General features: G+C 57.6%; 17 protein-coding genes, 2 tRNA genes and 3 rRNA genes. 18 read left to right on the top strand and 4 right to left on the bottom strand.

The genetic code is table 11. From position 1 onward, the window contains the following. Nucleotides 1-3: 3 nt before the first annotated feature. Nucleotides 4-840, top strand: coding sequence for a ChaN family lipoprotein (locus LOY70_RS25190; RefSeq protein ID WP_413776658.1), 837 nt, complete (start codon nt 4-6; stop codon nt 838-840). Between the two features lie 661 nt (nt 841-1,501). On the opposite strand, the gene LOY70_RS25185 is transcribed toward LOY70_RS25190, so the two are convergent. The 3 genes from LOY70_RS25185 to LOY70_RS25175 form a co-directional block, all read right to left on the bottom strand. Beyond that, on the bottom strand, nt 1,502-1,774 hold the full coding sequence (locus LOY70_RS25185; RefSeq protein ID WP_123344899.1) for a TfoX/Sxy family protein: 273 nt from the start codon (nt 1,772-1,774) through the stop codon (nt 1,502-1,504). A 234-nt stretch (nt 1,775-2,008) separates the two neighbouring features. Beyond that, a complete protein-coding gene (locus LOY70_RS25180) occupies nt 2,009-2,350 on the bottom strand; it encodes a pentapeptide repeat-containing protein (protein ID WP_265030321.1) in 342 nt (113 codons plus the stop codon). Between the two features lie 94 nt (nt 2,351-2,444). After that, nucleotides 2,445-4,001, bottom strand: coding sequence for a bifunctional aminoglycoside phosphotransferase/ATP-binding protein (locus tag LOY70_RS25175; protein ID WP_265030320.1), 1,557 nt, complete (start codon nt 3,999-4,001; stop codon nt 2,445-2,447). A gap of 117 nt (nt 4,002-4,118) precedes the next feature. Between LOY70_RS25175 and mrcB the strand changes: the two genes are divergently transcribed. The 3 genes from mrcB to LOY70_RS25160 are packed head-to-tail and all read left to right on the top strand — an operon-like array spanning nt 4,119 to nt 7,502. Next, nucleotides 4,119-6,437 carry a penicillin-binding protein 1B gene (gene mrcB / locus LOY70_RS25170; RefSeq protein ID WP_123415368.1) on the top strand — a complete coding sequence of 773 codons (2,319 nt, stop codon included), beginning with the start codon at nt 4,119-4,121 and terminating at the stop codon, nt 6,435-6,437. A gap of 16 nt (nt 6,438-6,453) precedes the next feature. Then, nucleotides 6,454-7,173, top strand: a complete 720-nt coding sequence (locus tag LOY70_RS25165; protein WP_265030319.1) for a tetratricopeptide repeat protein — start codon at nt 6,454-6,456, stop codon at nt 7,171-7,173. After that, entirely contained in the window at nt 7,173-7,502 is a 330-nt protein-coding gene (locus tag LOY70_RS25160) for a YqcC family protein (RefSeq protein WP_025215497.1), read from the top strand. Before LOY70_RS25165 ends, LOY70_RS25160 begins: the two co-directional genes overlap by 1 nt. A 6-nt stretch (nt 7,503-7,508) precedes the next feature. Here the strand turns inward: LOY70_RS25160 and LOY70_RS25155 are convergent, their stop codons facing one another. Continuing rightward, complete coding sequence (locus tag LOY70_RS25155; protein WP_413776617.1) at nt 7,509-7,931, bottom strand: DUF4124 domain-containing protein; 423 nt, start codon at nt 7,929-7,931, stop codon at nt 7,509-7,511. 400 nt (nt 7,932-8,331) lie between these two features. Here LOY70_RS25155 and LOY70_RS25150 point away from each other — a divergent pair, with 400 nt between their 5' ends. From LOY70_RS25150 to LOY70_RS25085, 14 genes are all read left to right on the top strand, one after another. After that, entirely contained in the window at nt 8,332-10,056 is a 1,725-nt protein-coding gene (locus tag LOY70_RS25150) for an acetolactate synthase 3 large subunit (RefSeq protein WP_025215495.1), read from the top strand. Between the two features lie 2 nt (nt 10,057-10,058). Next, on the top strand, nt 10,059-10,550 hold the full coding sequence (ilvN, locus tag LOY70_RS25145) for an acetolactate synthase small subunit (protein WP_003176102.1): 492 nt from the start codon (nt 10,059-10,061) through the stop codon (nt 10,548-10,550). 46 nt (nt 10,551-10,596) lie between these two features. Further along, nucleotides 10,597-11,613, top strand: a complete 1,017-nt coding sequence (gene ilvC, locus LOY70_RS25140; protein ID WP_003185459.1) for a ketol-acid reductoisomerase — start codon at nt 10,597-10,599, stop codon at nt 11,611-11,613. A 144-nt stretch (nt 11,614-11,757) separates the two neighbouring features. Continuing rightward, nucleotides 11,758-12,603 carry a CDP-diacylglycerol--serine O-phosphatidyltransferase gene (gene pssA, locus LOY70_RS25135; RefSeq protein WP_123344904.1) on the top strand — a complete coding sequence of 282 codons (846 nt, stop codon included), beginning with the start codon at nt 11,758-11,760 and terminating at the stop codon, nt 12,601-12,603. 75 nt (nt 12,604-12,678) lie between these two features. Then, a complete protein-coding gene (msrP, locus tag LOY70_RS25130; protein ID WP_265030067.1) occupies nt 12,679-13,692 on the top strand; it encodes a protein-methionine-sulfoxide reductase catalytic subunit MsrP in 1,014 nt (337 codons plus the stop codon). Next, nucleotides 13,692-14,312 carry a protein-methionine-sulfoxide reductase heme-binding subunit MsrQ gene (msrQ, locus tag LOY70_RS25125; protein ID WP_265030065.1) on the top strand — a complete coding sequence of 207 codons (621 nt, stop codon included), beginning with the start codon at nt 13,692-13,694 and terminating at the stop codon, nt 14,310-14,312. The genes msrP and msrQ overlap by 1 nt, the downstream gene beginning before the upstream one ends. Nucleotides 14,313-14,833: 521 nt before the next feature. Further along, nucleotides 14,834-16,370: ribosomal RNA gene (locus LOY70_RS25120) — 16S ribosomal RNA — on the top strand. A 65-nt stretch (nt 16,371-16,435) separates the two neighbouring features. Beyond that, nucleotides 16,436-16,512 (top strand) — tRNA-Ile (locus LOY70_RS25115). A gap of 27 nt (nt 16,513-16,539) precedes the next feature. Then, a tRNA-Ala gene (locus tag LOY70_RS25110) sits at nt 16,540-16,615 on the top strand. A gap of 255 nt (nt 16,616-16,870) precedes the next feature. Further along, nucleotides 16,871-19,762 (top strand): 23S ribosomal RNA (locus LOY70_RS25105). Between the two features lie 150 nt (nt 19,763-19,912). Then, a 5S ribosomal RNA gene (gene rrf, locus LOY70_RS25100) occupies nt 19,913-20,028 on the top strand. Together the 16S, 23S and 5S rRNA genes with 2 tRNA genes alongside form the textbook arrangement of a ribosomal RNA operon. Before the next feature lie 149 nt (nt 20,029-20,177). Next, entirely contained in the window at nt 20,178-20,837 is a 660-nt protein-coding gene (locus LOY70_RS25095) for a paraquat-inducible protein A (protein ID WP_265030063.1), read from the top strand. Next, entirely contained in the window at nt 20,824-21,447 is a 624-nt protein-coding gene (locus LOY70_RS25090) for a paraquat-inducible protein A (protein ID WP_123413899.1), read from the top strand. Before LOY70_RS25095 ends, LOY70_RS25090 begins: the two co-directional genes overlap by 14 nt. Then, complete coding sequence (locus tag LOY70_RS25085) at nt 21,440-23,743, top strand: PqiB family protein (RefSeq protein WP_265030060.1); 2,304 nt, start codon at nt 21,440-21,442, stop codon at nt 23,741-23,743. Before LOY70_RS25090 ends, LOY70_RS25085 begins: the two co-directional genes overlap by 8 nt. Nucleotides 23,744-23,933 lie beyond the last annotated feature (190 nt).

Below are 23,933 nucleotides of genomic sequence, written 5' to 3'. Positions count from 1 at the left end.
CTGATGCTGGCATTGACTCTATTGACGGCGTGTCAGAGCCTCACGCCGCCCCCGGTCGACGGGCGGATCCGTGATTTACACACTGGCCAGGCCCTGACGTCCCAGGCGCTGGTCGAGCGCCTGGCGAAGGCACCCCGGGTGGTCGTGGGTGAGCAGCACGACAATCGAGATCACCACGCCTTGCAGCTATGGCTGCTCCAAGCCTTGGCCGGGCAGCGGGCCCAGGGCAGCCTGCTGCTGGAAATGCTCACGCCGTCCCAACAGCCACGGGTGGACGCGGTCCGCCGGCTACCCGCCTTGCCAAAGGATCTGCCTGGCGCACTGGATTGGTCGCCGGGCTGGGACTGGAACCTGTACGGGCCCGTCGTCGAGTTCGCCTTGGCACAACATTATCCTTTACTGGCGGCCAACCTGGACGCCGCCGAGATCCAACGCGCCTATCGCCAAGCGCCAGACTTGAGCGGCACTCGCGCCAATGCGGTTGCGGTAAAGAACGCGCTATTGGGCCAAATCCGCGAATCCCACTGCGGCCTGCTGCCTGAATCACAAATGCCGGCGATGCTGGCCGTCCAGCAACAGCGTGACCGGCGCATGGCGGAACGCCTATTGAGTGCACCGACACCCGCATTGCTATTCGCTGGCGCCTGGCATGGACGCAAGGATGTTGGCGTGCCGTTACATACCTTGGACCTCGGCGCCCGCGAAGCGCCAATCGTCCTGATGCTGGCCGAGGAGGGCAGCGAGGTGACATCGGCCTTGGCCGATTACGTCTGGTACACCCCCGCCACACCACCCCAGGATTACTGCGCGCAGATGCGTGAGAACCGAAGAACTGAATAGGCTTGCGCGGACCGGACACAGGGTTGACGGGTGTGCGGGGACATAGTGGACACTTTTCCGCGAGCCAATTCGCCGAAAGCCGCCGTTGCCGTTGCCGTTGCCGTTGCTTTTGCTTTTGCTGTGGACGTTGATCTCGGCGCCCCATTAACCACGCTGGCCGAACGCAGGCATTGCGCAGTGGGCAACCCGGCATGGATGCCGGGTTAGCCGCGCAGGACCATGGATGGTCCTTCGCGGCGGCCCACGGAGCAATGCCGGAGTGAGGGCATGCCGAGCCTAGGCGAGGCACCGAGTGGTGGGGCAAAAGCGCTTTGGTTACTTTCGCGCTTTTCGAAAGTGACCCGCCGTCAGGGCGGAACCATAAGCAGCCGTTACCGAAGAAATGGATATACACACAAACCCAAACCCAAACCCACCCCGAAAAAAAAAGTGGCTTTTGAGCAGACAAAAAAAAGACCCGGCAAGAGCCGGGTCAAATAACCGTGATTAGCCTGATGAGGAGATATCTGAGAGTCCGAACCAAGGGCTGTTCAAATATCGACCAGTCTCGCGACCGGATGTGCTAATCATAGCGATTCTCATTACCATGTCAAACATTGTTTTCCGAATCGCCAAAAAAACCTGATCAACGACCACGCCAATCACCCATACAAAAAGGAAATCAGGCCTTATGACGCGTCGAAAGAGCATCCAACTGCTGATTAAGGGCTTCCTTGCGCTCGGCAGGAATATCGTTCCAATGCACATCCATCAACGCGCCCTCGATGGCATACAGCAACACCTTGGAAGCCCGGAAGCCGCGAGTGCGCACGGCCCGATAGGCATCCACCGCGCCAAGCCGGCGTAGATCCGAGGCGCTATGAATGCCCACGGCATGCAGCCACTGGGCTGATGTCTTGCCCAGATTCTTCAGGTGTTGCAGTTCATCATTCATCGAGCCTCCTTGCGACGGCCGACTGGTGCATTGGGCAAGCTTCTGAGCAGTGTAGCGGTCAGTAGGAAAAGCGTGATTCTTTGGTGGGATTCAACGCAAAAGCTTCTAATGCATTACGCACGATGGAGGGGGAAGGCGCAGCAAGGTACATCGTCCAGCGCGAGCGGGGGCGCTGGAGCTCAGTCCGTTCTGTGGCAGGTCTGCCGCGTATCGGCCTACCCGGTTTCCACAGTGTCAGCGGGTGCGGTAACGCAGCCGGGTGCCGAAGTTCATCGACATCAGGATTTCATCGGCAGACAACTCAGGCGGGAAGTAGGCACCGGATATTTGCGCATGGGCCAGGCTCGCGCCTTCCAGTGACGACTTACGAAAATCGATGCCGCGCAAATCGGCGGAACGAAAGTAAGCGTCGCTGAAATCAATGTCGTCCGCGTTCAGTTCCCGCAGATCAAGGCCACGAAAATCGCCGCCACGCATGTCGATCGGACCTTGAGGGCGTTCACTGTTGAAACCTGCGATATCGTCTTTGCGCAGCAAGGCATAAAGCGGGGTATTGAGAAGCTTGGGTAGGCTCATTTCATATCACCTGTTGGTTTTATGACGCCAGTATAGTGCCACTATTTGACGGCCGTGAAGCCGGGTATCGCCTCACGACCGAAGAAATAGTGACTTACAGGCCTGGCAGGCGCTGACGGATCTGCGCGACTACAACATCGAGCGTGCCGCTTTCGTTGGTTTGGACCCGTTTGCTGCAGAGGATTTCCGCCGGGGTGAGGGCTTCACGGCTGGCTTGTTGTGCAGCGATGACGGCCAGGTTCGCGTCTGAAGGGTCTTTCTGGTCGGCTTGACGCTGCGCCAGCCGGCTTTCGATGACGGCTTGCGGCGCATTGCAATCAAGGATCAGGAATGGAGCACCCGTGGCTTCGGCGACTTTCGCTGCCGCGTCGCGCTGATCGCACTTGAGGTAAGTGGCATCGACCACCACCGGGAAACCGGCGCGCAGAATCACGTCGGCGATTTCATGCAGGCGGGCATAGGTGGCGCTGCTGGCATCGCTGCTATAGATGCCGGCTTGTGGATCGTTGGGGACTTGTTGCTCACCGAACAGGCGCTTGCGCTCCACGTCCGAACGCAAGCGAATCGCCCCCAGTGCTTCCACCAGGCGCATGGCGACGTGGCTTTTGCCAACGGCGGAAACGCCGTGGGTAATGGCGAGGAAACGTGACGGGATGGTGCTGTAGCTTTCGGCCAGGTTGGCATAGTTGCGGTATTGGCGAAGGGTGGTGGCGCGCTGCACCGGATCGGCTTCGGCGGGCATGCTGAACAGTGCGACCTTGGCGCGGACCAGGGCACGGTAGGCTTTATAGAAGTTCAGCAGTTCCAGGCCCCGGTAATCACCGGTCAACTCCAGATATTGGCTGACAAAGCGCCGTGCCAGGGACTTGAGGCCACGGTCTTCCAGGTCCATCGCCAGGAACGCCGTGTCGGCGTAGACGTCGGTGAAGCGGAACGGCTCGTTGAACTCGATGCAGTCGAAAATCACCACGTTGCCGTCGATCAATGTGATGTTGCCCAAGTGGATATCGCCATGGCATTCACGGATGAAACCGTCGGTCTTGCGCTCGGTGAGCAGCGGCTTGAGGCGTTCGAAGCTGCTTTCGGCCCAGGCTTGCAGCGCTTCGAGTTGTAGCAGGTCAGCCTTGTCGCTGAGGAACGGGCGAATCTGTTCGAAGTTCTGCCGCACGGGCGCCATCACGCTGTCCGGGGTGCCGGCAGCGTTTTCTGCGGGCACTTTGGGCGTGCTGAGGTGAAATTGAGCGATCTGCGCGGCCATCTCGTCGATGTGCGTGGTGGTCAGTTCGCCGTTGGCTTGCAAGGTGCTGAGCAGTTGGCTTTGCGGGAACTGACGCATCTTCAGGGCGTATTCGATGGCTGGACCGTCGCCGCCCAATTGCGGTGCTTCGGCGCTGCCGGTGATTGGCAGGACTTCCAGGTACAGGTCCTGGGTCAAGCGCTGGTTCAGGCGCAATTCTTCACCGCAGAAATGCTTGCGCGCTTGCAGGCTGGTGAAGTCGAGGAAGCCGAAATTGACCGGTTTTTTGAATTTGTAGGCGTAGGGCCCGGTGAGCAATACCCAGGAAATGTGGGTTTCGATGACCTGGAACGCTTCGACGGGATGTGGGTAGAGGGCCGGGTTTTGCAGGGCGGCGATCAGGGATTGGCTCACGGGCGATCCTTCAGAGTCTGGGAAAATTCAAGGCCGTCATTATGGCGGCAAGCCGCGCTAACGCAAACCTCGTCGGCCTCATGTTGAACCGCCGCAAAGTGCGTATAATCCGCCGCCATGACTCGTACCCGATCCCCCCGCACCCCCAAGAAACCACCCGCCAGCCGCCTGCGGCCCTGGCTGGGCTGGGCCCTTAAACTCAGCCTGGTTGGCCTCGTCGTGCTCGCCGGTTTTGCGGTCTACCTCGATGCCGTGGTCCAGGAGAAGTTCTCCGGCAAGCGCTGGACCATTCCGGCCAAGGTCTACGCCCGGCCGTTGGAGCTGTTCGTCGGACAAAAGCTGAGTAAGGAAGATTTCCTGACCGAACTCGATGCCTTGGGCTATCGCCGTGAAAGCGTGGCCAATGGCCCAGGCGCGGCCTCGGTCAATGGCAATACCGTCGACCTCAATACCCGCGGCTTCCAGTTCTATGAGGGCCTGGAGCAGGCGCAACCGGTGCGGGTGCGTTTCTCCGGCGACTACGTGGCGGCGCTGACCGGTGCCAACAATGCCAGCCTGTCGGTGGTGCGCCTGGAGCCGCTGCTGATTGGCGGGCTGTATCCCAAGAACCTCGAGGATCGGATCCTGATCAAGATCGATCAGGTACCGCCGTTCCTGCTCGATACGCTGATCGCCGTTGAAGACCGCGACTTCTATCATCACTTCGGTGTCTCGCCCAAGTCGATTGCCCGGGCCGTCTGGGTCAACACGTCCTCGGGCCATATGCGCCAGGGCGGCAGTACCCTGACCCAGCAGTTGGTCAAGAACTTCTACCTGACCAACGAGCGCAGCCTGACTCGCAAGCTCACCGAAGCCATGATGGCGCTGTTGCTGGAGCTGCACTACGACAAGCAGGAGATCCTGGAGGCGTACCTCAACGAGGTATTTGTCGGTCAGGACGGCCAGCGGGCGGTGCACGGTTTCGGCCTCGCCAGCCAGTTCTTCTTCAGCCAGCCGTTGTCCGAACTCAAGTTGCATCAGGTGGCGTTGCTGGTGGGCATGGTCAAGGGGCCGTCTTCCTACAACCCGCGGCGTAATCCGGAACGTGCCCTCGAGCGGCGCAACCTGGTGCTCGACCTGCTGCAACAACAAGGCGTGGCGACGGCCGAACAAGTCGAAGCGGCAAAGAAAATGCCACTGGGCGTGACCAAGCGCGGCAGCCTGGCGGACAGCTCGTTCCCCGGCTTCATGGACCTGGTCAAGCGCCAACTGCGTCAAGATTACCGTGACGAAGACTTGACCGAAGAAGGCCTGCGGATCTTCACCAGTTTCGACCCGATCCTGCAAATGAAGGCCGAAGCGTCGGTCGAGGACACCTTCAAGCGACTGGGCGGGCGCAAGGGCGCCGATGAGGTCGAAGCCGCCATGGTGGTGACCAACCCGGAAACCGGTGAAGTCCAGGCCATGATCGGCAGTCGCCAGGCCAGCTTCGCCGGCTTCAACCGGGCCCTGGACGCTGTGCGTCCGATCGGTTCCCTGATCAAGCCAGCGGTGTACCTCACCGCGTTGGAGAAACCGAGCCAGTACACGCTGACCAGTTGGCTGTCGGACGAGACGTTCTCGGTCAAGGGCGCGGACGGCCAAGTCTGGAAGCCACAGAACTATGATCGTCGCTCCCACGGCACGGTGTTCCTGTACCAGGGGCTGGCGCATTCCTACAACCTCTCGACGGCTCGCCTCGGCCTGGAAGTTGGTGTGCCGAACGTACTCAAGACTCTGGCGCGCCTCGGGGTAAGTCGCGAGTTCCCGGCATTCCCGTCGATGCTGCTGGGGGCCGGTGGCCTCACGCCAATCGAGGTGGCGGCCATGTACCAGACGCTGGCCAACGGTGGTTTCAATACGCCGATGCGTGGGATCCGCAGTGTGCTGACCGCCGATGGCGAACCGCTCAAGCGTTATCCGTTCCAGATCCAGCAGCGGTTTGATCCGGCTTCTATTTATCTGATCCAGAGCGCCATGCAGCGGGTCATGCGTGAAGGCACCGGCAGTTCGGTTTATAACGTGTTGCCTCGGACCCTGAACCTGGCGGGCAAGACCGGTACCAGTAATGACTCGCGCGACAGTTGGTTCGCCGGTTTCAGCCAGGATCTGCTGGCGGTGGTCTGGCTCGGACGGGATGACAACGGCAAGACCCCGTTCACCGGTGCCACCGGCGCGTTGCAGGTCTGGACCAGTTTCATGCGCAAGGCCGACCCGTTGCCCCTGGACATGCCGCAACCGGACAACATCGTTCAGGCCTGGGTCGATTCGCGCACCGGACAAGGTTCCGACGCCAATTGCCCGGGCGCCGTACAGATGCCGTATATTCGCGGCAGCGAGCCGCCACCCGGTGCTGCCTGTGGCGGCACGAATCCCGCCGAGTCGGTGATGGATTGGGTCAAGGACTGGATGAATTAAGCAAAGAGGGTTTCAAGTGAACAAGTGGTTGATTCCAGCGGTAACGGCCGTGGCTTTGCTCAGTGGTTGCTCTACCGTACAGCGCGGTTCGATTCCGGTGGTCGACTCCGGCACGGCGGTTTCCAACAGTGAGCGGGTCTCGGCCAACGGCGGTTTCCGGCAAACGACCGTGAAGCGGCCAGTGCAAGGCCAGCCCCAGGCGATCCCCCAGGGCGACACCGGTGTCGTGGTGATGGTGCCGGGTGGCGGTGCCGTGACCTCGGCGCCGATCAGCAGCACACCGATCACGCCGGGCCCCATCACGCCGGGCCCTATCGAGACCTCGCCGGTCGATCAGGGCAGCTACAGCATGCCTTCGACGCCGAGCAGCATTCCGTCCACCCGTTCGGGCGGTTTGTCCGCCGATGAACAATTGGACGGTCCGGTACTGGCCCTGCTCACCACTGCGCAACAGCAGCAGGCCGGGGGCGACCTCAACGGTGCGTCTTCCAGTCTGGAGCGTGCCCAGCGTGTAGCGCCGCGGGAACCGCAGGTGCTTTATCGCCTGGCCCAAGTGCGCATGGCCCAGGGTGATGCGCCGCAAGCTGAACAACTCGCCCGTCGTGGCCTGACCTTCAGCAGTGGTCGTCCGGCGCTTCAGGCCAGCCTGTGGGAATTGATTGCCCAGGCTCGTGAGAAACAGGGCGACTCGGCTGGTGCCGCGTTGGCCCGTCAGAAGGCCAAGGTATCGCTCTGATGGATGCACGTTTTCCCCAGATTGCCGATCAGTTGCTGCTGATCGAACGGGAGTTGCGGGTCCAGGGCTGGTGGAGCGACGTTTCGCCTTCGGCCGAGGCGTTGGCCAGTGTCGAACCGTTCGCGGTCGACACCCTGGACTTCGAGCAATGGCTGCAATGGATTTTCCTGCCGCGGATGAAAGCCATCCTGGAAAATGACCTGCCGCTGCCCAACGCCTCGGGCATCCTCGCCATGGCGGAAATGGTCTATGCCCAGCGCCCCGGGCAGGGCGTGGAGTTGCAGCGGCTGTTGGCGCAGTTCGATCAGATGATCAGCAACGTCGGCTGACCGACCTTACTGGCAATGCTCATCGATCTGCTTGCGGGTTTCCTCGATGCGCTGGCGCCGCTCTTCGTCAGTGAGGCGGCGCATTTCCCCTTCTACGTCTTCACGTACCCGCGGGTTGTTCTGTAACTGCGCCAGGTTGGTCCGGGCCTGTTCGCAGAAAGCCTTGAGTTGGGTCTGCTGCTCGGCAATCTGTTTCTTGACCTCTTTATCGATCGCCTTCTGGTCGCCAATGGCGCCGCCGGAAGGCGGTGCGGGCGGTTTGGCGACGGACGGCGAGGACTTGATCACGGTCGTGGCCTCCGCGTCTTGGGGCGGCTGGGATCCGAAGTGGGTGACCCCCTGGGCATCGACCCATTTGTAGACCTGACCGGCCATGCACATCGGGCTCAGGCCAACCAGCAGGCTGGCCGTCAAGAAGAACATTCGCATGCTGTTTCCTTGTCATGGGTTGCGCAATTGAAGCTAACACAGTTGCCGTTTAAAGGTTTTTTCTTGCGTTCTCATGTGCTTAGTTCGAATAAAGTACATTGACGACTTGACTTGCAGAAGGCGAAACAGAAGAATCCAAAGTCCGCTGTAGAGGGACTGCCAGAAGCAGACCCACTCGGCAGATCATGAGGCGCACATCCGCGCCGACCTGTTACACCCGCAACGCGTTACCTCGCGCTGGGTGGGAAAGGCCCGCAACACTTGGGACGATCCCAATACTTGCTCAGTCAGTGCTGACGTAGTCGGCGACCACCGTCGCTCATGCTCTGCCGAGAAGTAAACCTATTAAGACCCGTCCCCTTTTGAGGGTCGGTATTCTGGCGTTTTAGAGGTGAACAACGTGGAGCTTTTATCTGGCGGTGAGATGCTCGTCCGCTTTTTGCGTGACGAAGGCGTCAAGTATATCTACGGGTACCCTGGTGGTGCTCTTCTTCATGTCTATGATGCCCTGTTCAAAGAGCCGGAAGTGACCCACATCCTGGTTCGTCACGAGCAAGCGGCGACCCATATGGCTGACGGCTATGCCCGTGCCACCGGCAAGGCCGGCGTGGTACTGGTGACTTCCGGTCCAGGCGCCACGAACGCCATCACCGGGATCGCCACGGCGTACATGGACTCCATCCCGATGGTGATCATCTCCGGCCAGGTGCCCAGCACCCTGGTTGGCACCGATGCATTCCAGGAAACCGACATGATCGGTATCTCCCGGCCGATCGTGAAGCACAGCTTCATGATCAAGCACGCGTCGGAGATCCCGGAAGTCATGAAGAAGGCCTTCTACCTGGCCGAGTCCGGTCGTCCGGGCCCGGTCGTGGTCGATGTTCCGAAAGACATGACCAACCCGGCCGAGAAGTTCGAATACATCTTCCCGAAAAAAGCCAAGCTGCGTTCCTACAGCCCGGCCGTACGCGGGCACTCCGGGCAAATCCGCAAGGCCGCCGAAATGCTGCTGGCGGCCAAGCGCCCAGTGCTGTACTCGGGTGGTGGCGTGATCCTCGGTAATGGCTCCGCGCCGCTGACCGAGCTGGCGAAAATGCTCAACCTGCCTGTCACCAATACCTTGATGGGGCTGGGCGCCTACCCGGGCACCGACCGTCAGTTTATCGGTATGCTCGGCATGCACGGCAGCTACACCGCCAACCTGGCGATGCACCATGCCGATGTGATCCTGGCAGTCGGCGCGCGTTTCGACGACCGTGTCATCAACGGCCCGGCGAAGTTCTGCCCGAACGCCAAGATCATCCACATCGACATCGATCCGGCTTCCATCTCCAAGACCATCAAGGCAGACGTGCCAATTGTCGGTCCTGTAGAAAGCGTGCTGACCGAAATGGTCGCCATCCTCAAGGAAATTGGCGAGACACCGAACAAGGAGTCCGTGGCCAGTTGGTGGAAGCAAGTGGATGAATGGCGCGGCGACCGTGGCCTGTTCCCTTACGACAAGGGCGACGGCAGCGTGATTAAGCCGCAGACCGTGATCGAGACCCTGTGCGAAGTGACCAAGGGCGATGCCTTTGTGACCTCCGACGTGGGCCAGCACCAGATGTTCGCCGCGCAGTACTACAAGTTCAACAAGCCCAACCGCTGGATCAACTCCGGTGGCCTGGGCACCATGGGCTTCGGTTTCCCGGCGGCCATGGGTATCCAGTTGAGCTTTCCGGATGCCGACGTTGCCTGCGTCACGGGCGAGGGCAGCATCCAGATGAACATCCAGGAGCTGTCCACCTGTCTGCAATACGGTCTGCCGGTGAAGATCGTGATCCTGAACAACGGTGTGCTGGGTATGGTTCGCCAGTGGCAGGACATGAGCTACGGCAGTCGTCACTCGCACTCCTACATGGAATCGCTGCCTGATTTCGTCAAGCTCGCAGAGGCCTATGGTCACGTCGGCATGCGCATCACCGAATCGAAGGATTTGAAGTCGAAGATGGAGGAAGCGTTCGCCATGAAGGACCGTCTGGTGGTCATCGATATTTCGGTCGACACCAGTGAGCACGTCTACCCGATGCAGATCAAAGACGGCTCCATGCGCGATATGTGGCTGAGCAAGACGGAGCGTACCTAATCATGCGACATATTATTTCCCTGCTTCTGGAAAACGAACCGGGTGCGCTGTCTCGTGTTGTGGGCCTGTTCTCGCAGCGCAACTACAACATCGAAAGCCTGACCGTGGCGCCAACCGAAGACCCGACCCTGTCGCGTCTGACGCTGACCACTGTTGGCCACGATGAAGTCATCGAGCAGATCACCAAAAACCTGAACAAGCTGATCGAGGTGGTCAAGCTGGTGGACCTGTCGGAAAGCGCTCACATCGAGCGCGAGCTGATGCTGGTCAAGGTCAAGGCCACCGGCGCCCAGCGCGCCGAGATCAAACGCACTACCGATATTTATCGTGGACAGATCGTCGATGTCAGCGCCAGCGTCTATACCGTTCAGTTGACCGGTACCAGCGACAAGCTCGACAGCTTCATTCAATCGATCGGCACTGCCTCGATTCTGGAAACCGTACGCAGTGGCGTCACCGGGATTGCCCGTGGCGACAAAGTACTGAGCATCTAAACCAAATTAGCGAATGGCCTGAACGGCCGGGATATAGGGGAAATTCATGAAAGTTTTCTACGATAAAGACTGCGACCTGTCGATCATCCAGGGCAAGAAAGTCGCCATCATCGGCTACGGTTCCCAAGGTCACGCCCAGGCGTGCAACCTGAAAGACTCCGGCGTTGACGTGACCGTCGGCCTGCGTAAAGGCTCGGCCACCGTTGCCAAGGCCGAGGCCCATGGCCTGAAAGTCACCGACGTGGCTTCTGCCGTTGCCGCGGCTGACCTGGTCATGATCCTGACCCCGGACGAGTTCCAGTCTGCCCTGTACAAGAACGAAATCGAGCCGAACATCAAGAAAGGCGCCACCCTGGCCTTCTCCCACGGCTTCGCGATCCACTACAACCAGGTTGTGCCGCGCGCCGACCTCGACGTGATCATGATCGCGCCGAAGGCTCCGGGTCACACCGTACGTTCCGAATTCGTGAAGGGCGGCGGTATCCCTGACCTGATCGCGATCTACCAGGATGCGTCCGGCAATGCCAAGAACGTGGCTCTGTCCTACGCTGCCGGTGTGGGTGGCGGTCGTACCGGCATCATCGAAACCACCTTCAAGGACGAGACCGAAACCGACCTGTTCGGCGAACAAGCCGTTCTCTGCGGTGGTACCGTCGAGCTGGTGAAAGCCGGTTTCGAAACCCTGGTCGAAGCGGGCTACGCGCCAGAAATGGCTTACTTCGAGTGCTTGCACGAACTGAAGCTGATCGTTGACCTCATGTACGAAGGCGGTATCGCCAACATGAACTACTCGATCTCCAACAACGCTGAATACGGCGAGTACGTGACCGGTCCGGAAGTGATCAACGCCGAGTCTCGTCAGGCCATGCGCAACGCCCTGAAACGTATCCAGGACGGCGAATACGCCAAGATGTTCATCAGCGAGGGCGCCACCGGCTATCCTTCGATGACCGCCAAGCGTCGTAACAACGCCGCCCACGGTATCGAAATCATCGGTGAGCAACTGCGCTCGATGATGCCGTGGATCGGTGCCAACAAGATCGTCGACAAAGCCAAGAACTAAGTCGCGAGCTTGATCGGAAAACGCGGCCCTGGCCGCGTTTTTTCGTTTGGGCGGTGGCTTCTGGTATAAAGCTGCATCGTTTGCGGCCGAACCGTCGTCCCAGACACCTGTCGAATTTTTTCACACCGTTGCAAGGTACTGTCCATGAGTGAACGTCCCGACGAGCCAAATCAGGCTCCTGACGCCGAAAGCCTGCTACCCATCGATGAACACGTCGAGGAAGGCCATGACGCTGAAGGCCGTAAGGTCCGGCATCGTGGCATCTATCTGCTGCCGAACCTGTTCACCACCGCGAACCTGTTCGCCGGTTTCTATTCCATCATCAGTTCCATGAGCGCCCAGGCCGCGTTGAGCGCCGGTGATAGTGCGGGGGCGAGTCGTTACTTCGCCTTCGCCGCCATTGCGATCTTTGTCGCCATGGTGCTCGACGGCCTGGATGGGCGCGTGGCCCGCATGACCAATACCCAGAGCGCATTCGGCGCCGAATACGATTCGCTGTCCGACATGGTCGCCTTTGGCGTGGCCCCGGCCTTGCTGGCGTTCGGCTGGGCGCTGGGAGACATGGGCAAGGTCGGCTGGATGGTCGCCTTTATCTATGTGGCGGGTGCGGCGCTGCGCCTGGCGCGCTTCAACACGCAAGTCGGCAAGGCGGACAAGCGCTACTTCATCGGCCTGGCCAGTCCGGCTGCGGCAGGTGTGGTGGCGGGTGTTGTCTGGGCATTCAGCGACTATGGCATCCAGGGGTCGAAAATGTCGTTCCTGGTGGCGCTGTTGGTCGCGGCGGCCGGGATGTTGATGGTCAGCAACATCAAGTACAACAGCTTCAAGGAGCTGGATTTGAAGGGGCGCGTGCCGTTCGTTGCGATTCTGGCGGTGGTGCTGGTGTTCGCGGTGGTCTTCAGTGATCCGCCACGTATTCTGCTGTTGGTCTTCCTCGCCTATGCGGCTTCCGGACCGGTGCAATACTTATTGCGTCTTCGTCGACGCTAAACGTTGCCTTAATGTAATTTCCCCCATACTCCGCAGTCTATTGGTGCATCTGCCTCCAAATACTGCGGAGTTGTCATGCTGATCAAGATCCCCAAGGTGTCCGACTGCCGTGAATCGGACGTCACGCCTGAATCCCTTTATCTGTCCCGTCGCCAAATGCTGGGTGCAACCGTGGCAGGGCTTGCCATGTCTGGTTTGCCGGGTTGGGCCAGTGCCGCCGACGCTGCGCGTTATGCCGATGTCGAGCCTGGCAAGGCGCCGTCCTGGTTTGCCGAAAAGCTGCCGTCCACCCAATGGGGGGCGGTCACGGTCAAGGATGAGTCAATCACGCCATTCAAAGACGCCACCCATTACAACAATTTCTATGAGTTCGGGACCGACAAGGGCGATCCGGCGGCGAATGCCGGATCCTTGAAAACCGAGCCCTGGAGCGTGGTGGTGGACGGGGAGGTGGGCAAACCGGGCCGCTATGGCCTGGAAGACTTCATGAAGCCCTATCAGTTGGAAGAGCGCATCTATCGCCTGCGCTGTGTCGAAGCCTGGTCCATGGTCATCCCGTGGATTGGTTTTCCCATCTCGGCTTTGCTCAAGCAGGTCGAGCCGACTTCCAAGGCTAAGTACATTCGCTTCGAAACCCTGCAGGATCCCAAGGTCATGCCAGGACAGCGCTCCGGCTTCGCTTTGATCGACTGGCCTTACGTGGAAGGCTTGCGATTGGATGAGGCAATGAACCCGCTGGCAATCCTGGCGGTAGGGATGTACGGGCGAGAGCTGCCCAACCAGAACGGTGCACCGTTGCGGCTGGTGGTGCCGTGGAAGTACGGTTTCAAAAGTGTGAAGTCCATTGTGCGCATCAGCCTGGTGAGCGAGCAGCCGAAGACGACTTGGCAAAGCATCGCGTCTGATGAATACGGTTTTTATGCCAACGTTAATCCGACGGTCGATCACCCGCGCTGGACCCAGGCCCATGAGCGTCGTTTACCGAATGGGCTGTTCAGTCCCAACGTTCGCGATACGTTGATGTTCAACGGCTATCAGGATGAAGTCGCTTCTCTTTATGCAGGGATGGACTTGAGGAAGGACTACTGATGCGTTTCCCGATATGGCGGATTGGCGTCTTCATCGCGGCGGCGATCTGGCCGTTGTTCTGGCTGTACGAGGCCTTGATGAACTCACTGGGCCCTGACCCGGGTAAGGTGCTGGTGGATCGTCTCGGGTTGGGGACGCTGACCTTGCTGCTGATCACCTTGAGCATGACGCCGCTGCAGAAGCTGACGGGGTGGGCGGGGTGGATCGCGGTCAGGCGCCAATTGGGGTTGTGGTGCTTTGCTTATGTTGTGCTGCATTTGAGTGGGTATGCCGCGTTCATCCTGGGGTTCGATTGGTCGCAGATGGGCGTCGAGCTGAGCAAGCGGCCTTACATTATTGTCGGGGCGCTTGGGTTCCTCGGTTTGCTGGCGCTGGCGGTTACATCCAATCGCTACAGTCAGCGGAGACTGGGCGCGCGTTGGAAGAAGCTGCATCGCCTGGTTTATCTGATTCTGGGGCTTGGGCTATTGCACATGCTGTGGATCGTGCGGGCGGATCTGAAGGAATGGTCGATTTATGCCTTTATAGGTGGTGCGCTGTTGATGCTCAGGATTCCTCCAGTTGCGCGCCGGATCCCACGCTTGAGGGGCGGGAAAGCCCCTTCTGCAACAAAAGCGTGAATTAAGGGTTGACGGCAGATTCTGGACGTCTATAATTCGCCCCACTTCCGGCGCAGTCGAAACGGAAAACTCCTTGAATTCAATGAGTTATCCTTGTTTTGAGAGTGTCGGGCTTCAGTTCATCGAAGCCTGGGAAGCAGTTGATAAGGTGGTTTGTTTGGCCTTATTGACGATTCGATCTTCTCGGTCGAAAGCGGAGAAAAAGAGGTGTTGACAGCAGCGAGTAACGCTGTAGAATTCGCCTCCCGCTAACGAGAGATCGGAAGCGCAAGTGGTTGAAGTTGTTGAAAATAACCGCTTGACAGATACACCGGGCGCTGTAGAATGCGCGCCTCGGTTGAGACGAAAGGCTCAACCCACCGCTCTTTAACAACTGAATCAAGCAATTCGTGTGGGTGCTTGTGGAGTCAGACTGCTAGTCAACAGATTATCAGCATCACAAGTTACTCCGCGAGAAATCAAAGATGTAACCAACGATTGCTGAGCCAAGTTTAGGGTTTTCTCAAAACCCAAAGATGTTTGAACTGAAGAGTTTGATCATGGCTCAGATTGAACGCTGGCGGCAGGCCTAACACATGCAAGTCGAGCGGTAGAGAGAAGCTTGCTTCTCTTGAGAGCGGCGGACGGGTGAGTAATGCCTAGGAATCTGCCTGGTAGTGGGGGATAACGCTCGGAAACGGACGCTAATACCGCATACGTCCTACGGGAGAAAGCAGGGGACCTTCGGGCCTTGCGCTATCAGATGAGCCTAGGTCGGATTAGCTAGTTGGTGGGGTAATGGCTCACCAAGGCGACGATCCGTAACTGGTCTGAGAGGATGATCAGTCACACTGGAACTGAGACACGGTCCAGACTCCTACGGGAGGCAGCAGTGGGGAATATTGGACAATGGGCGAAAGCCTGATCCAGCCATGCCGCGTGTGTGAAGAAGGTCTTCGGATTGTAAAGCACTTTAAGTTGGGAGGAAGGGCAGTTGCTTAATACGTAACTGTCTTGACGTTACCGACAGAATAAGCACCGGCTAACTCTGTGCCAGCAGCCGCGGTAATACAGAGGGTGCAAGCGTTAATCGGAATTACTGGGCGTAAAGCGCGCGTAGGTGGTTTGTTAAGTTGGATGTGAAATCCCCGGGCTCAACCTGGGAACTGCATTCAAAACTGACAAGCTAGAGTATGGTAGAGGGTGGTGGAATTTCCTGTGTAGCGGTGAAATGCGTAGATATAGGAAGGAACACCAGTGGCGAAGGCGACCACCTGGACTGATACTGACACTGAGGTGCGAAAGCGTGGGGAGCAAACAGGATTAGATACCCTGGTAGTCCACGCCGTAAACGATGTCAACTAGCCGTTGGGAGCCTTGAGCTCTTAGTGGCGCAGCTAACGCATTAAGTTGACCGCCTGGGGAGTACGGCCGCAAGGTTAAAACTCAAATGAATTGACGGGGGCCCGCACAAGCGGTGGAGCATGTGGTTTAATTCGAAGCAACGCGAAGAACCTTACCAGGCCTTGACATCCAATGAACTTTCTAGAGATAGATTGGTGCCTTCGGGAACATTGAGACAGGTGCTGCATGGCTGTCGTCAGCTCGTGTCGTGAGATGTTGGGTTAAGTCCCGTAACGAGCGCAACCCTTGTCCTTAGTTACCAGCACGTTATGGTGGGCACTCTAAGGAGACTGCCGGTGACAAACCGGAGGAAGGTGGGGATGACGTCAAGTCATCATGGCCCTTACGGCCTGGGCTACACACGTGCTACAATGGTCGGTACAGAGGGTTGCCAAGCCGCGAGGTGGAGCTAATCCCACAAAACCGATCGTAGTCCGGATCGCAGTCTGCAACTCGACTGCGTGAAGTCGGAATCGCTAGTAATCGCGAATCAGAATGTCGCGGTGAATACGTTCCCGGGCCTTGTACACACCGCCCGTCACACCATGGGAGTGGGTTGCACCAGAAGTAGCTAGTCTAACCTTCGGGAGGACGGTTACCACGGTGTGATTCATGACTGGGGTGAAGTCGTAACAAGGTAGCCGTAGGGGAACCTGCGGCTGGATCACCTCCTTAATCGACGACCGCAGCTGCTCCATGAGCTCCCACACGAATTGCTTGATTCATTGAAGAAGACGATTGGGTCTGTAGCTCAGTTGGTTAGAGCGCACCCCTGATAAGGGTGAGGTCGGCAGTTCGAATCTGCCCAGACCCACCAATTTCATGGTGTCCCCTGTAGCGATACGGGGCCATAGCTCAGCTGGGAGAGCGCCTGCCTTGCACGCAGGAGGTCAGCGGTTCGATCCCGCTTGGCTCCACCATTACAGATTGGTACCAACGTTTAAAGCTTAGAAATGAGCATTCCACCGCACGGTGCCTGAATGTTGATTTCTAGTCTTTTGATTAGATCGTTCTTTAAAAATTTGGGTATGTGATAGAAAGATAGACTGGACGTTACTTTCACTGGTAACGGCTCAGGCTAAGGTAAAATTTGTGAGTTGCTCTTAAGTGAGCAAGCGTACGAATTTTCGGCGAATGTCGTCTTCACAGTATAACCAGATTGCTTGGGGTTATATGGTCAAGTGAAGAAGCGCATACGGTGGATGCCTTGGCAGTCAGAGGCGATGAAAGACGTGGTAGCCTGCGAAAAGCTTCGGGGAGTCGGCAAACAGACTTTGATCCGGAGATGTCTGAATGGGGGAACCCAGCCATCATAAGATGGTTATCTTGTACTGAATACATAGGTGCAAGAGGCGAACCAGGGGAACTGAAACATCTAAGTACCCTGAGGAAAAGAAATCAACCGAGATTCCCTTAGTAGTGGCGAGCGAACGGGGACTAGCCCTTAAGCTTCTTTGATTTTAGCGGAACGCTCTGGAAAGTGCGGCCATAGTGGGTGATAGCCCTGTACGCGAAAGGATCTTAGAAGTGAAATCGAGTAGGACGGAGCACGAGAAACTTTGTCTGAATATGGGGGGACCATCCTCCAAGGCTAAATACTACTGACTGACCGATAGTGAACTAGTACCGTGAGGGAAAGGCGAAAAGAACCCCGGAGAGGGGAGTGAAATAGATCCTGAAACCGTATGCGTACAAGCAGTGGGAGCCCACTTTGTTGGGTGACTGCGTACCTTTTGTATAATGGGTCAGCGACTTATTTTCAGTGGCGAGCTTAACCGAATAGGGGAGGCGTAGCGAAAGCGAGTCTTAATAGGGCGTCTAGTCGCTGGGAATAGACCCGAAACCGGGCGATCTATCCATGGGCAGGTTGAAGGTTGGGTAACACTAACTGGAGGACCGAACCGACTACCGTTGAAAAGTTAGCGGATGACCTGTGGATCGGAGTGAAAGGCTAATCAAGCTCGGAGATAGCTGGTTCTCCTCGAAAGCTATTTAGGTAGCGCCTCATGTATCACTGTAGGGGGTAGAGCACTGTTTCGGCTAGGGGGTCATCCCGACTTACCAAACCGATGCAAACTCCGAATACCTACAAGTGCCGAGCATGGGAGACACACGGCGGGTGCTAACGTCCGTCGTGAAAAGGGAAACAACCCAGACCGTCAGCTAAGGTCCCAAAGTTATGGTTAAGTGGGAAACGATGTGGGAAGGCTTAGACAGCTAGGAGGTTGGCTTAGAAGCAGCCACCCTTTAAAGAAAGCGTAATAGCTCACTAGTCGAGTCGGCCTGCGCGGAAGATGTAACGGGGCTCAAACCATACACCGAAGCTACGGGTATCACTTAGGTGATGCGGTAGAGGAGCGTTCTGTAAGCCTGTGAAGGTGAGTTGAGAAGCTTGCTGGAGGTATCAGAAGTGCGAATGCTGACATGAGTAACGACAATGGGTGTGAAAAACACCCACGCCGAAAGACCAAGGTTTCCTGCGCAACGTTAATCGACGCAGGGTTAGTCGGTCCCTAAGGCGAGGCTGAAAAGCGTAGTCGATGGAAAACAGGTTAATATTCCTGTACTTCTGGTTATTGCGATGGAGGGACGGAGAAGGCTAGGCCAGCTTGGCGTTGGTTGTCCAAGTTTAAGGTGGTAGGCTGGAATCTTAGGTAAATCCGGGATTCTAAGGCCGAGAGCTGATGACGAGTTACCCTCTGGGTGACGAAGTGGTTGATGCCATGCTTCCAAGAAAAGCTTCTAAGCTTCAGGTAACCAGGAACCGTACCCCAAACCGACACAGGTGGTTGGGTAGAGAATACCAAGGCGCTTGAGAGAACTCGGGTGAAGGAACTAGGCAAAATGGCACCGTAACTTCGGGAGAAGGTGCGCCGGTGAGGGTGAAGCATTTACTGCGTAAGCCCACGCCGGTCGAAGATACCAGGCCGCTGCGACTGTTTATTAAAAACACAGCACTCTGCAAACACGAAAGTGGACGTATAGGGTGTGACGCCTGCCCGGTGCCGGAAGGTTAATTGATGGGGTTAGCTAACGCGAAGCTCTTGATCGAAGCCCCGGTAAACGGCGGCCGTAACTATAACGGTCCTAAGGTAGCGAAATTCCTTGTCGGGTAAGTTCCGACCTGCACGAATGGCGTAACGATGGCGGCGCTGTCTCCACCCGAGACTCAGTGAAATTGAAATCGCTGTGAAGATGCAGTGTATCCGCGGCTAGACGGAAAGACCCCGTGAACCTTTACTATAGCTTTGCACTGGACTTTGAATTTGCTTGTGTAGGATAGGTGGGAGGCTTTGAAGCGTGGACGCCAGTTCGCGTGGAGCCAACCTTGAAATACCACCCTGGCAACTTTGAGGTTCTAACTCAGGTCCGTTATCCGGATCGAGGACAGTGTATGGTGGGTAGTTTGACTGGGGCGGTCTCCTCCTAAAGAGTAACGGAGGAGTACGAAGGTGCGCTCAGACCGGTCGGAAATCGGTCGTAGAGTATAAAGGCAAAAGCGCGCTTGACTGCGAGACAGACACGTCGAGCAGGTACGAAAGTAGGTCTTAGTGATCCGGTGGTTCTGTATGGAAGGGCCATCGCTCAACGGATAAAAGGTACTCCGGGGATAACAGGCTGATACCGCCCAAGAGTTCATATCGACGGCGGTGTTTGGCACCTCGATGTCGGCTCATCACATCCTGGGGCTGAAGCCGGTCCCAAGGGTATGGCTGTTCGCCATTTAAAGTGGTACGCGAGCTGGGTTTAGAACGTCGTGAGACAGTTCGGTCCCTATCTGCCGTGGACGTTTGAGATTTGAGAGGGGCTGCTCCTAGTACGAGAGGACCGGAGTGGACGAACCTCTGGTGTTCCGGTTGTCACGCCAGTGGCATTGCCGGGTAGCTATGTTCGGGAAAGATAACCGCTGAAAGCATCTAAGCGGGAAACTTGCCTCAAGATGAGATCTCACTGGGACCTTGAGTCCCCTGAAGGGCCGTCGAAGACTACGACGTTGATAGGCAGGGTGTGTAAGCGCTGTGAGGCGTTGAGCTAACCTGTACTAATTGCCCGTGAGGCTTGACCATATAACACCCAAGCAATTTGAGTCGAAAGGCCAGATCGCGGTGTGTGAAGACGAGATGAACCGAAAGTTCAACGCTGCTCACAAAACACCCACCTATCGCATACCCATTCGCTGGAACGTGACCGCAAGGCACGCACTGGCTACCGAATTTCTTGACGACCATAGAGCATTGGAACCACCTGATCCCATCCCGAACTCAGCAGTGAAACGATGCATCGCCGATGGTAGTGTGGGGTTTCCCCATGTGAGAGTAGGTCATCGTCAAGATTAAATTCCGAAACCCCTATCTGCTGACGCAGGTAGGGGTTTTGTTTTGCCCGCAATAAAAGCGTGTCGAAAGCCCGTGATAAATTTGCACAGTTATTTTCGAGCCGGAGCACTAGAATAGCCCCAACTTAGCTGAGCCAGAGCTCTTTATGCCTGATCCGTCAGACACTCATCGGTTGTCAGATCTACCCCTGAACGATCTGTTGGCATGCCATGAGTGCGACCTGTTGATGCGCAAGCCCCAACTTGCCCATGGTGAAAAAGCCGAATGCCCCCGTTGCGGCTATGAGCTCTATGCCCACCGGCATAACGTGGTCGAGCGCAGTCTTGCCTTGGTCATCGCCGCTCTGCTGTTATATGTGCCGGCAAACTTTTTACCCATCATGCAACTCAATCTGCTCGGACAGTCCTCCCAGGACACCGTCTGGAGTGGCGTGGTAGGGCTGTTCGACAGCGGCATGCAAGGCGTATCGGCAGTGGTGTTCCTATGCAGCATGGGCATTCCGCTGCTCAAGCTGCTTTGTCAGCTAGTGGTGTTGCTGACCATTCGCTGGAACATCGGCCGTAGTTACGGGTTATTGCTGTACCGCATTTATCACCATTTACGAGACTGGGGAATGCTCGAGGTCTACCTCATGGGTGTCCTGGTGGCCATCGTCAAGTTGGCAGACATGGCGGCCATCACCGTAGGCCTTGGCCTGGTGTGCTTCATCAGTTTGTTGCTGGTCCAAGTCTGGCTGGAGGTGGTCATGTCGCCGCACCAGATCTGGCAAGCGTTATCAGGAGAGGATGCCCATGCGGGCGATTGATGCAGGCATTCTGATCTGTACCGAATGCCATGAGTTGAATCGGCAGGACGCTGACGCCGATAAACAAACCTGTACCCGTTGCGGCGCGCTGATCCATCCCCGTCGCCCGAACAGCTTGATGCGGACCTGGGCGTTGTTGATCACTGCGGCGATTCTCTACATTCCGGCCAACACGTTGCCGATCATGACCGTCAGCTCGCTGGGCCAGGGCGCTCCGAGTACCATCATGTCCGGGGTTATCGAATTGGTACAACACGGCATGATCCCTATCGCCGCCGTGGTGTTCATCGCCAGTATTGTTGTGCCCACTTTCAAACTGGTGGGCATCGCCTTGTTACTGTTTTCCGTGCAGCGGCACCAGCCCATGTCTGCCCGGCAACGCATCCTCATGTACCGCTTCATTGAGTTCATCGGCCGCTGGTCGATGTTGGATATTTTCGTGATCGCCATTTTGGTGGCCGTGGTGAATTTCGGACGGCTGGCCAGTGTCGAAGCCGGTCTCGGCGCGATTGCATTTGCCAGCGTAGTGATTTTGACAATGATTGCCGCAGTAACCTTCGATCCCCGACTGATTTGGGATAACACGGAGTCGGATGACGACCATGACTGATTTGCCTACCGCTAAAACCCGACCGGCTTCGAACTGGTCAGCCATCTGGGTCCTGCCGCTGATTGCCTTGATCATCGGTGGTTGGCTCGGCTGGCGCGCTTATACCGCAACCGGAATCGAGATCACTGTGCGTTTTGAGAGCGGCGAAGGCATTCAGGTCAACAAGACCGAAGTCGTCTACAAAGGCATGCCGGTCGGCAAAGTGAAGACCCTCACGCTTGATGACGAAGGCAGCTCAAAAGGGGTGCTCGTAACCATCGAGATGAACAAGGAGGTCGAGCAGTACCTCAAGACCGGAACGCGCTTCTGGCTGGTCAAGCCGAGTGTGAGCCTGGCCGGGATTACTGGTCTGGAAACCCTGGTATCGGGCAACTATGTGGCGATCAACCCAGGTGAAGGGGAACCGACCCGTAAATTCAAAGCCCTGGCCGAAGAGCCGCCGCTGTCGGACGCCAAGCCGGGTTTGCACCTGACCCTAAAGGCCGACCGACTGGGCTCGCTCAACCGCGGTAGCCCGGTGTTCTATAAACAGATTCAGGTCGGCCAAGTGAAGAGTTACTTGCTGTCCGAAGACCAGAGCAAGGTCGAGGTCAAAGTCTTCATCGAGCCGACCTATGCCAGCCTGGTACGCAAGCACACGCGTTTCTGGAACGCCAGCGGCATCAGCATCGATGCCAACCTGTCGGGCGTCAAAGTGCGCAGCGAGTCCTTGTCCAGCATCGTGGCCGGTGGCATTGCGTTCGCCACGCCGGAGAGCCGCAAAGACAGTCCTCCAACGGATCCGAGCCTGCCGTTTCGTCTCTATGAAGACTTTGACGCGGCTGCCGCGGGTATCCGGGTGAAAGTCAAACTCAGTGACTTCGAAGGGTTACAGGCTGGTCGTACGCCGGTGATGTACAAAGGCATCCAGGTCGGCAGCCTGAAGAACCTCAAGGTCGACCCGGACCTGTCCAGTGCCACGGCTGAACTGACCCTGGATCCGTTGGCTGAAGATTACCTGGTGACCGGCACGCAGTTCTGGGTCGTCAAGCCGTCGATCTCCCTGGCGGGGATTACCGGCCTGGAAGCGCTGGTCAAGGGTAATTACATTGCCATACGTCCAGGCGATAAGGGCGGTGCGCCACAGCGGGAATTCGAAGCCAGGGCGAAGGCACCACCGCTGGACTTGCGTTCGCCGGGGCTTCACTTGGTCTTGCTGACCGAAAAACTCGGATCGCTGGAGGTCGGCAGTCCGATTCTCTACAAGCAGGTCAAGGTCGGCTCGGTGCAGAGCTATCAGTTCTCCCGCAAGAAAAAGCAGTTGATCATTGGTGTGCACATCGAGAAGGAATACGAAGGGTTGGTCAACGGCTCGACACGCTTCTGGAACGCCAGTGGGATTACCCTCACTGGCGGTTTGACAGGCGGGATCCAGGTCAAGAGTGAGTCGTTGCAAAGTCTTATGGCCGGAGGCATTTCCTTTGAGACACCGGAACCCAATGTGCCGTTGAAAAGGCGTGTCCCGCGGTTCCGTTTGTTTGAAGACCGCGAAGCCGCGCAACAGAAGGGCGCCGTGGTGACGATCAAAGTCGATCGCGCCGACGGTCTGCGCAGCGGTACGCCGATCCGCTTCAAAGGGCTGGATGTGGGCAAGATCGAGGATGTGGACCTCAGCGGCGATCTGCAATCGGTACTGCTCACGGCGCGGATCACCGAAGTGCCGGAGCGCATTGCCCGGGTCGGTTCACAGTTTTGGGTGGTCAAGCCCGAGCTGGGGTTGATCAAGACCTCCAACCTGGAGACGCTGGTGACCGGCCAATACATCGAAGTGCAACCTTCGGCGAAAAACCTCGGGCCGCAGAAAAGCTTCGTGGCCCTGGCCAATCCTCCGGAAAGCGCCGTGCCCGAAGCAGGTTTGAGCCTGGTGTTGAGTGCGGCGCGCCGTGGGTCGTTAAAGACTGGCGTGCCGGTGACCTACCGCGAGATCACCGTAGGCAAGGTCACCGGTTATGAGCTGGGCCAGACGGCGGACCGGGTGCTGATCCATATCTTGATCGAGCCTAAATACGCGCCATTGGTGCGCAGCGGCACGCGCTTTTGGAATACCAGCGGGTTTGGTCTGGACTTCGGTTTGTTCAAAGGAGCGACGGTGCGGACCGAGTCTTTGGAAACGCTGATCCAGGGGGGCATTGCTTTCGCGACGCCGGATGGGGAAAAAATGGGCAGCCCGGCGCGACCGGAGCAGACCTTCCCGCTGTTCGATAAATTCGAAGATGAATGGCTGACCTGGGCGCCGAAGATCAGTCTCGGCAAGTAACAACACCGGCGTTGTCTGTGCTGACGCCCATTGCGAGCAAGCTCGCTCCCACAGGGATGCAGGATCGTTCATCCAGAAGCATTCCAATGTGGGAGCGAGCTTGCTCGCGATGAGGGCTTCCGTCGCACTGAAGACTCAAAACTGGCGCAATAAAAAAGGCCGCGGTCCATTTGGATCGCGGCCTTTTTCA

The sequence above is a fragment of the Pseudomonas sp. B21-054 genome (assembly GCF_026016345.1).
GTDB lineage: Bacteria > Pseudomonadota > Gammaproteobacteria > Pseudomonadales > Pseudomonadaceae > Aquipseudomonas.
Note: the sequence above shows the minus strand (reverse complement) of the source record. Positions and strands in the feature narration are given on the sequence as shown.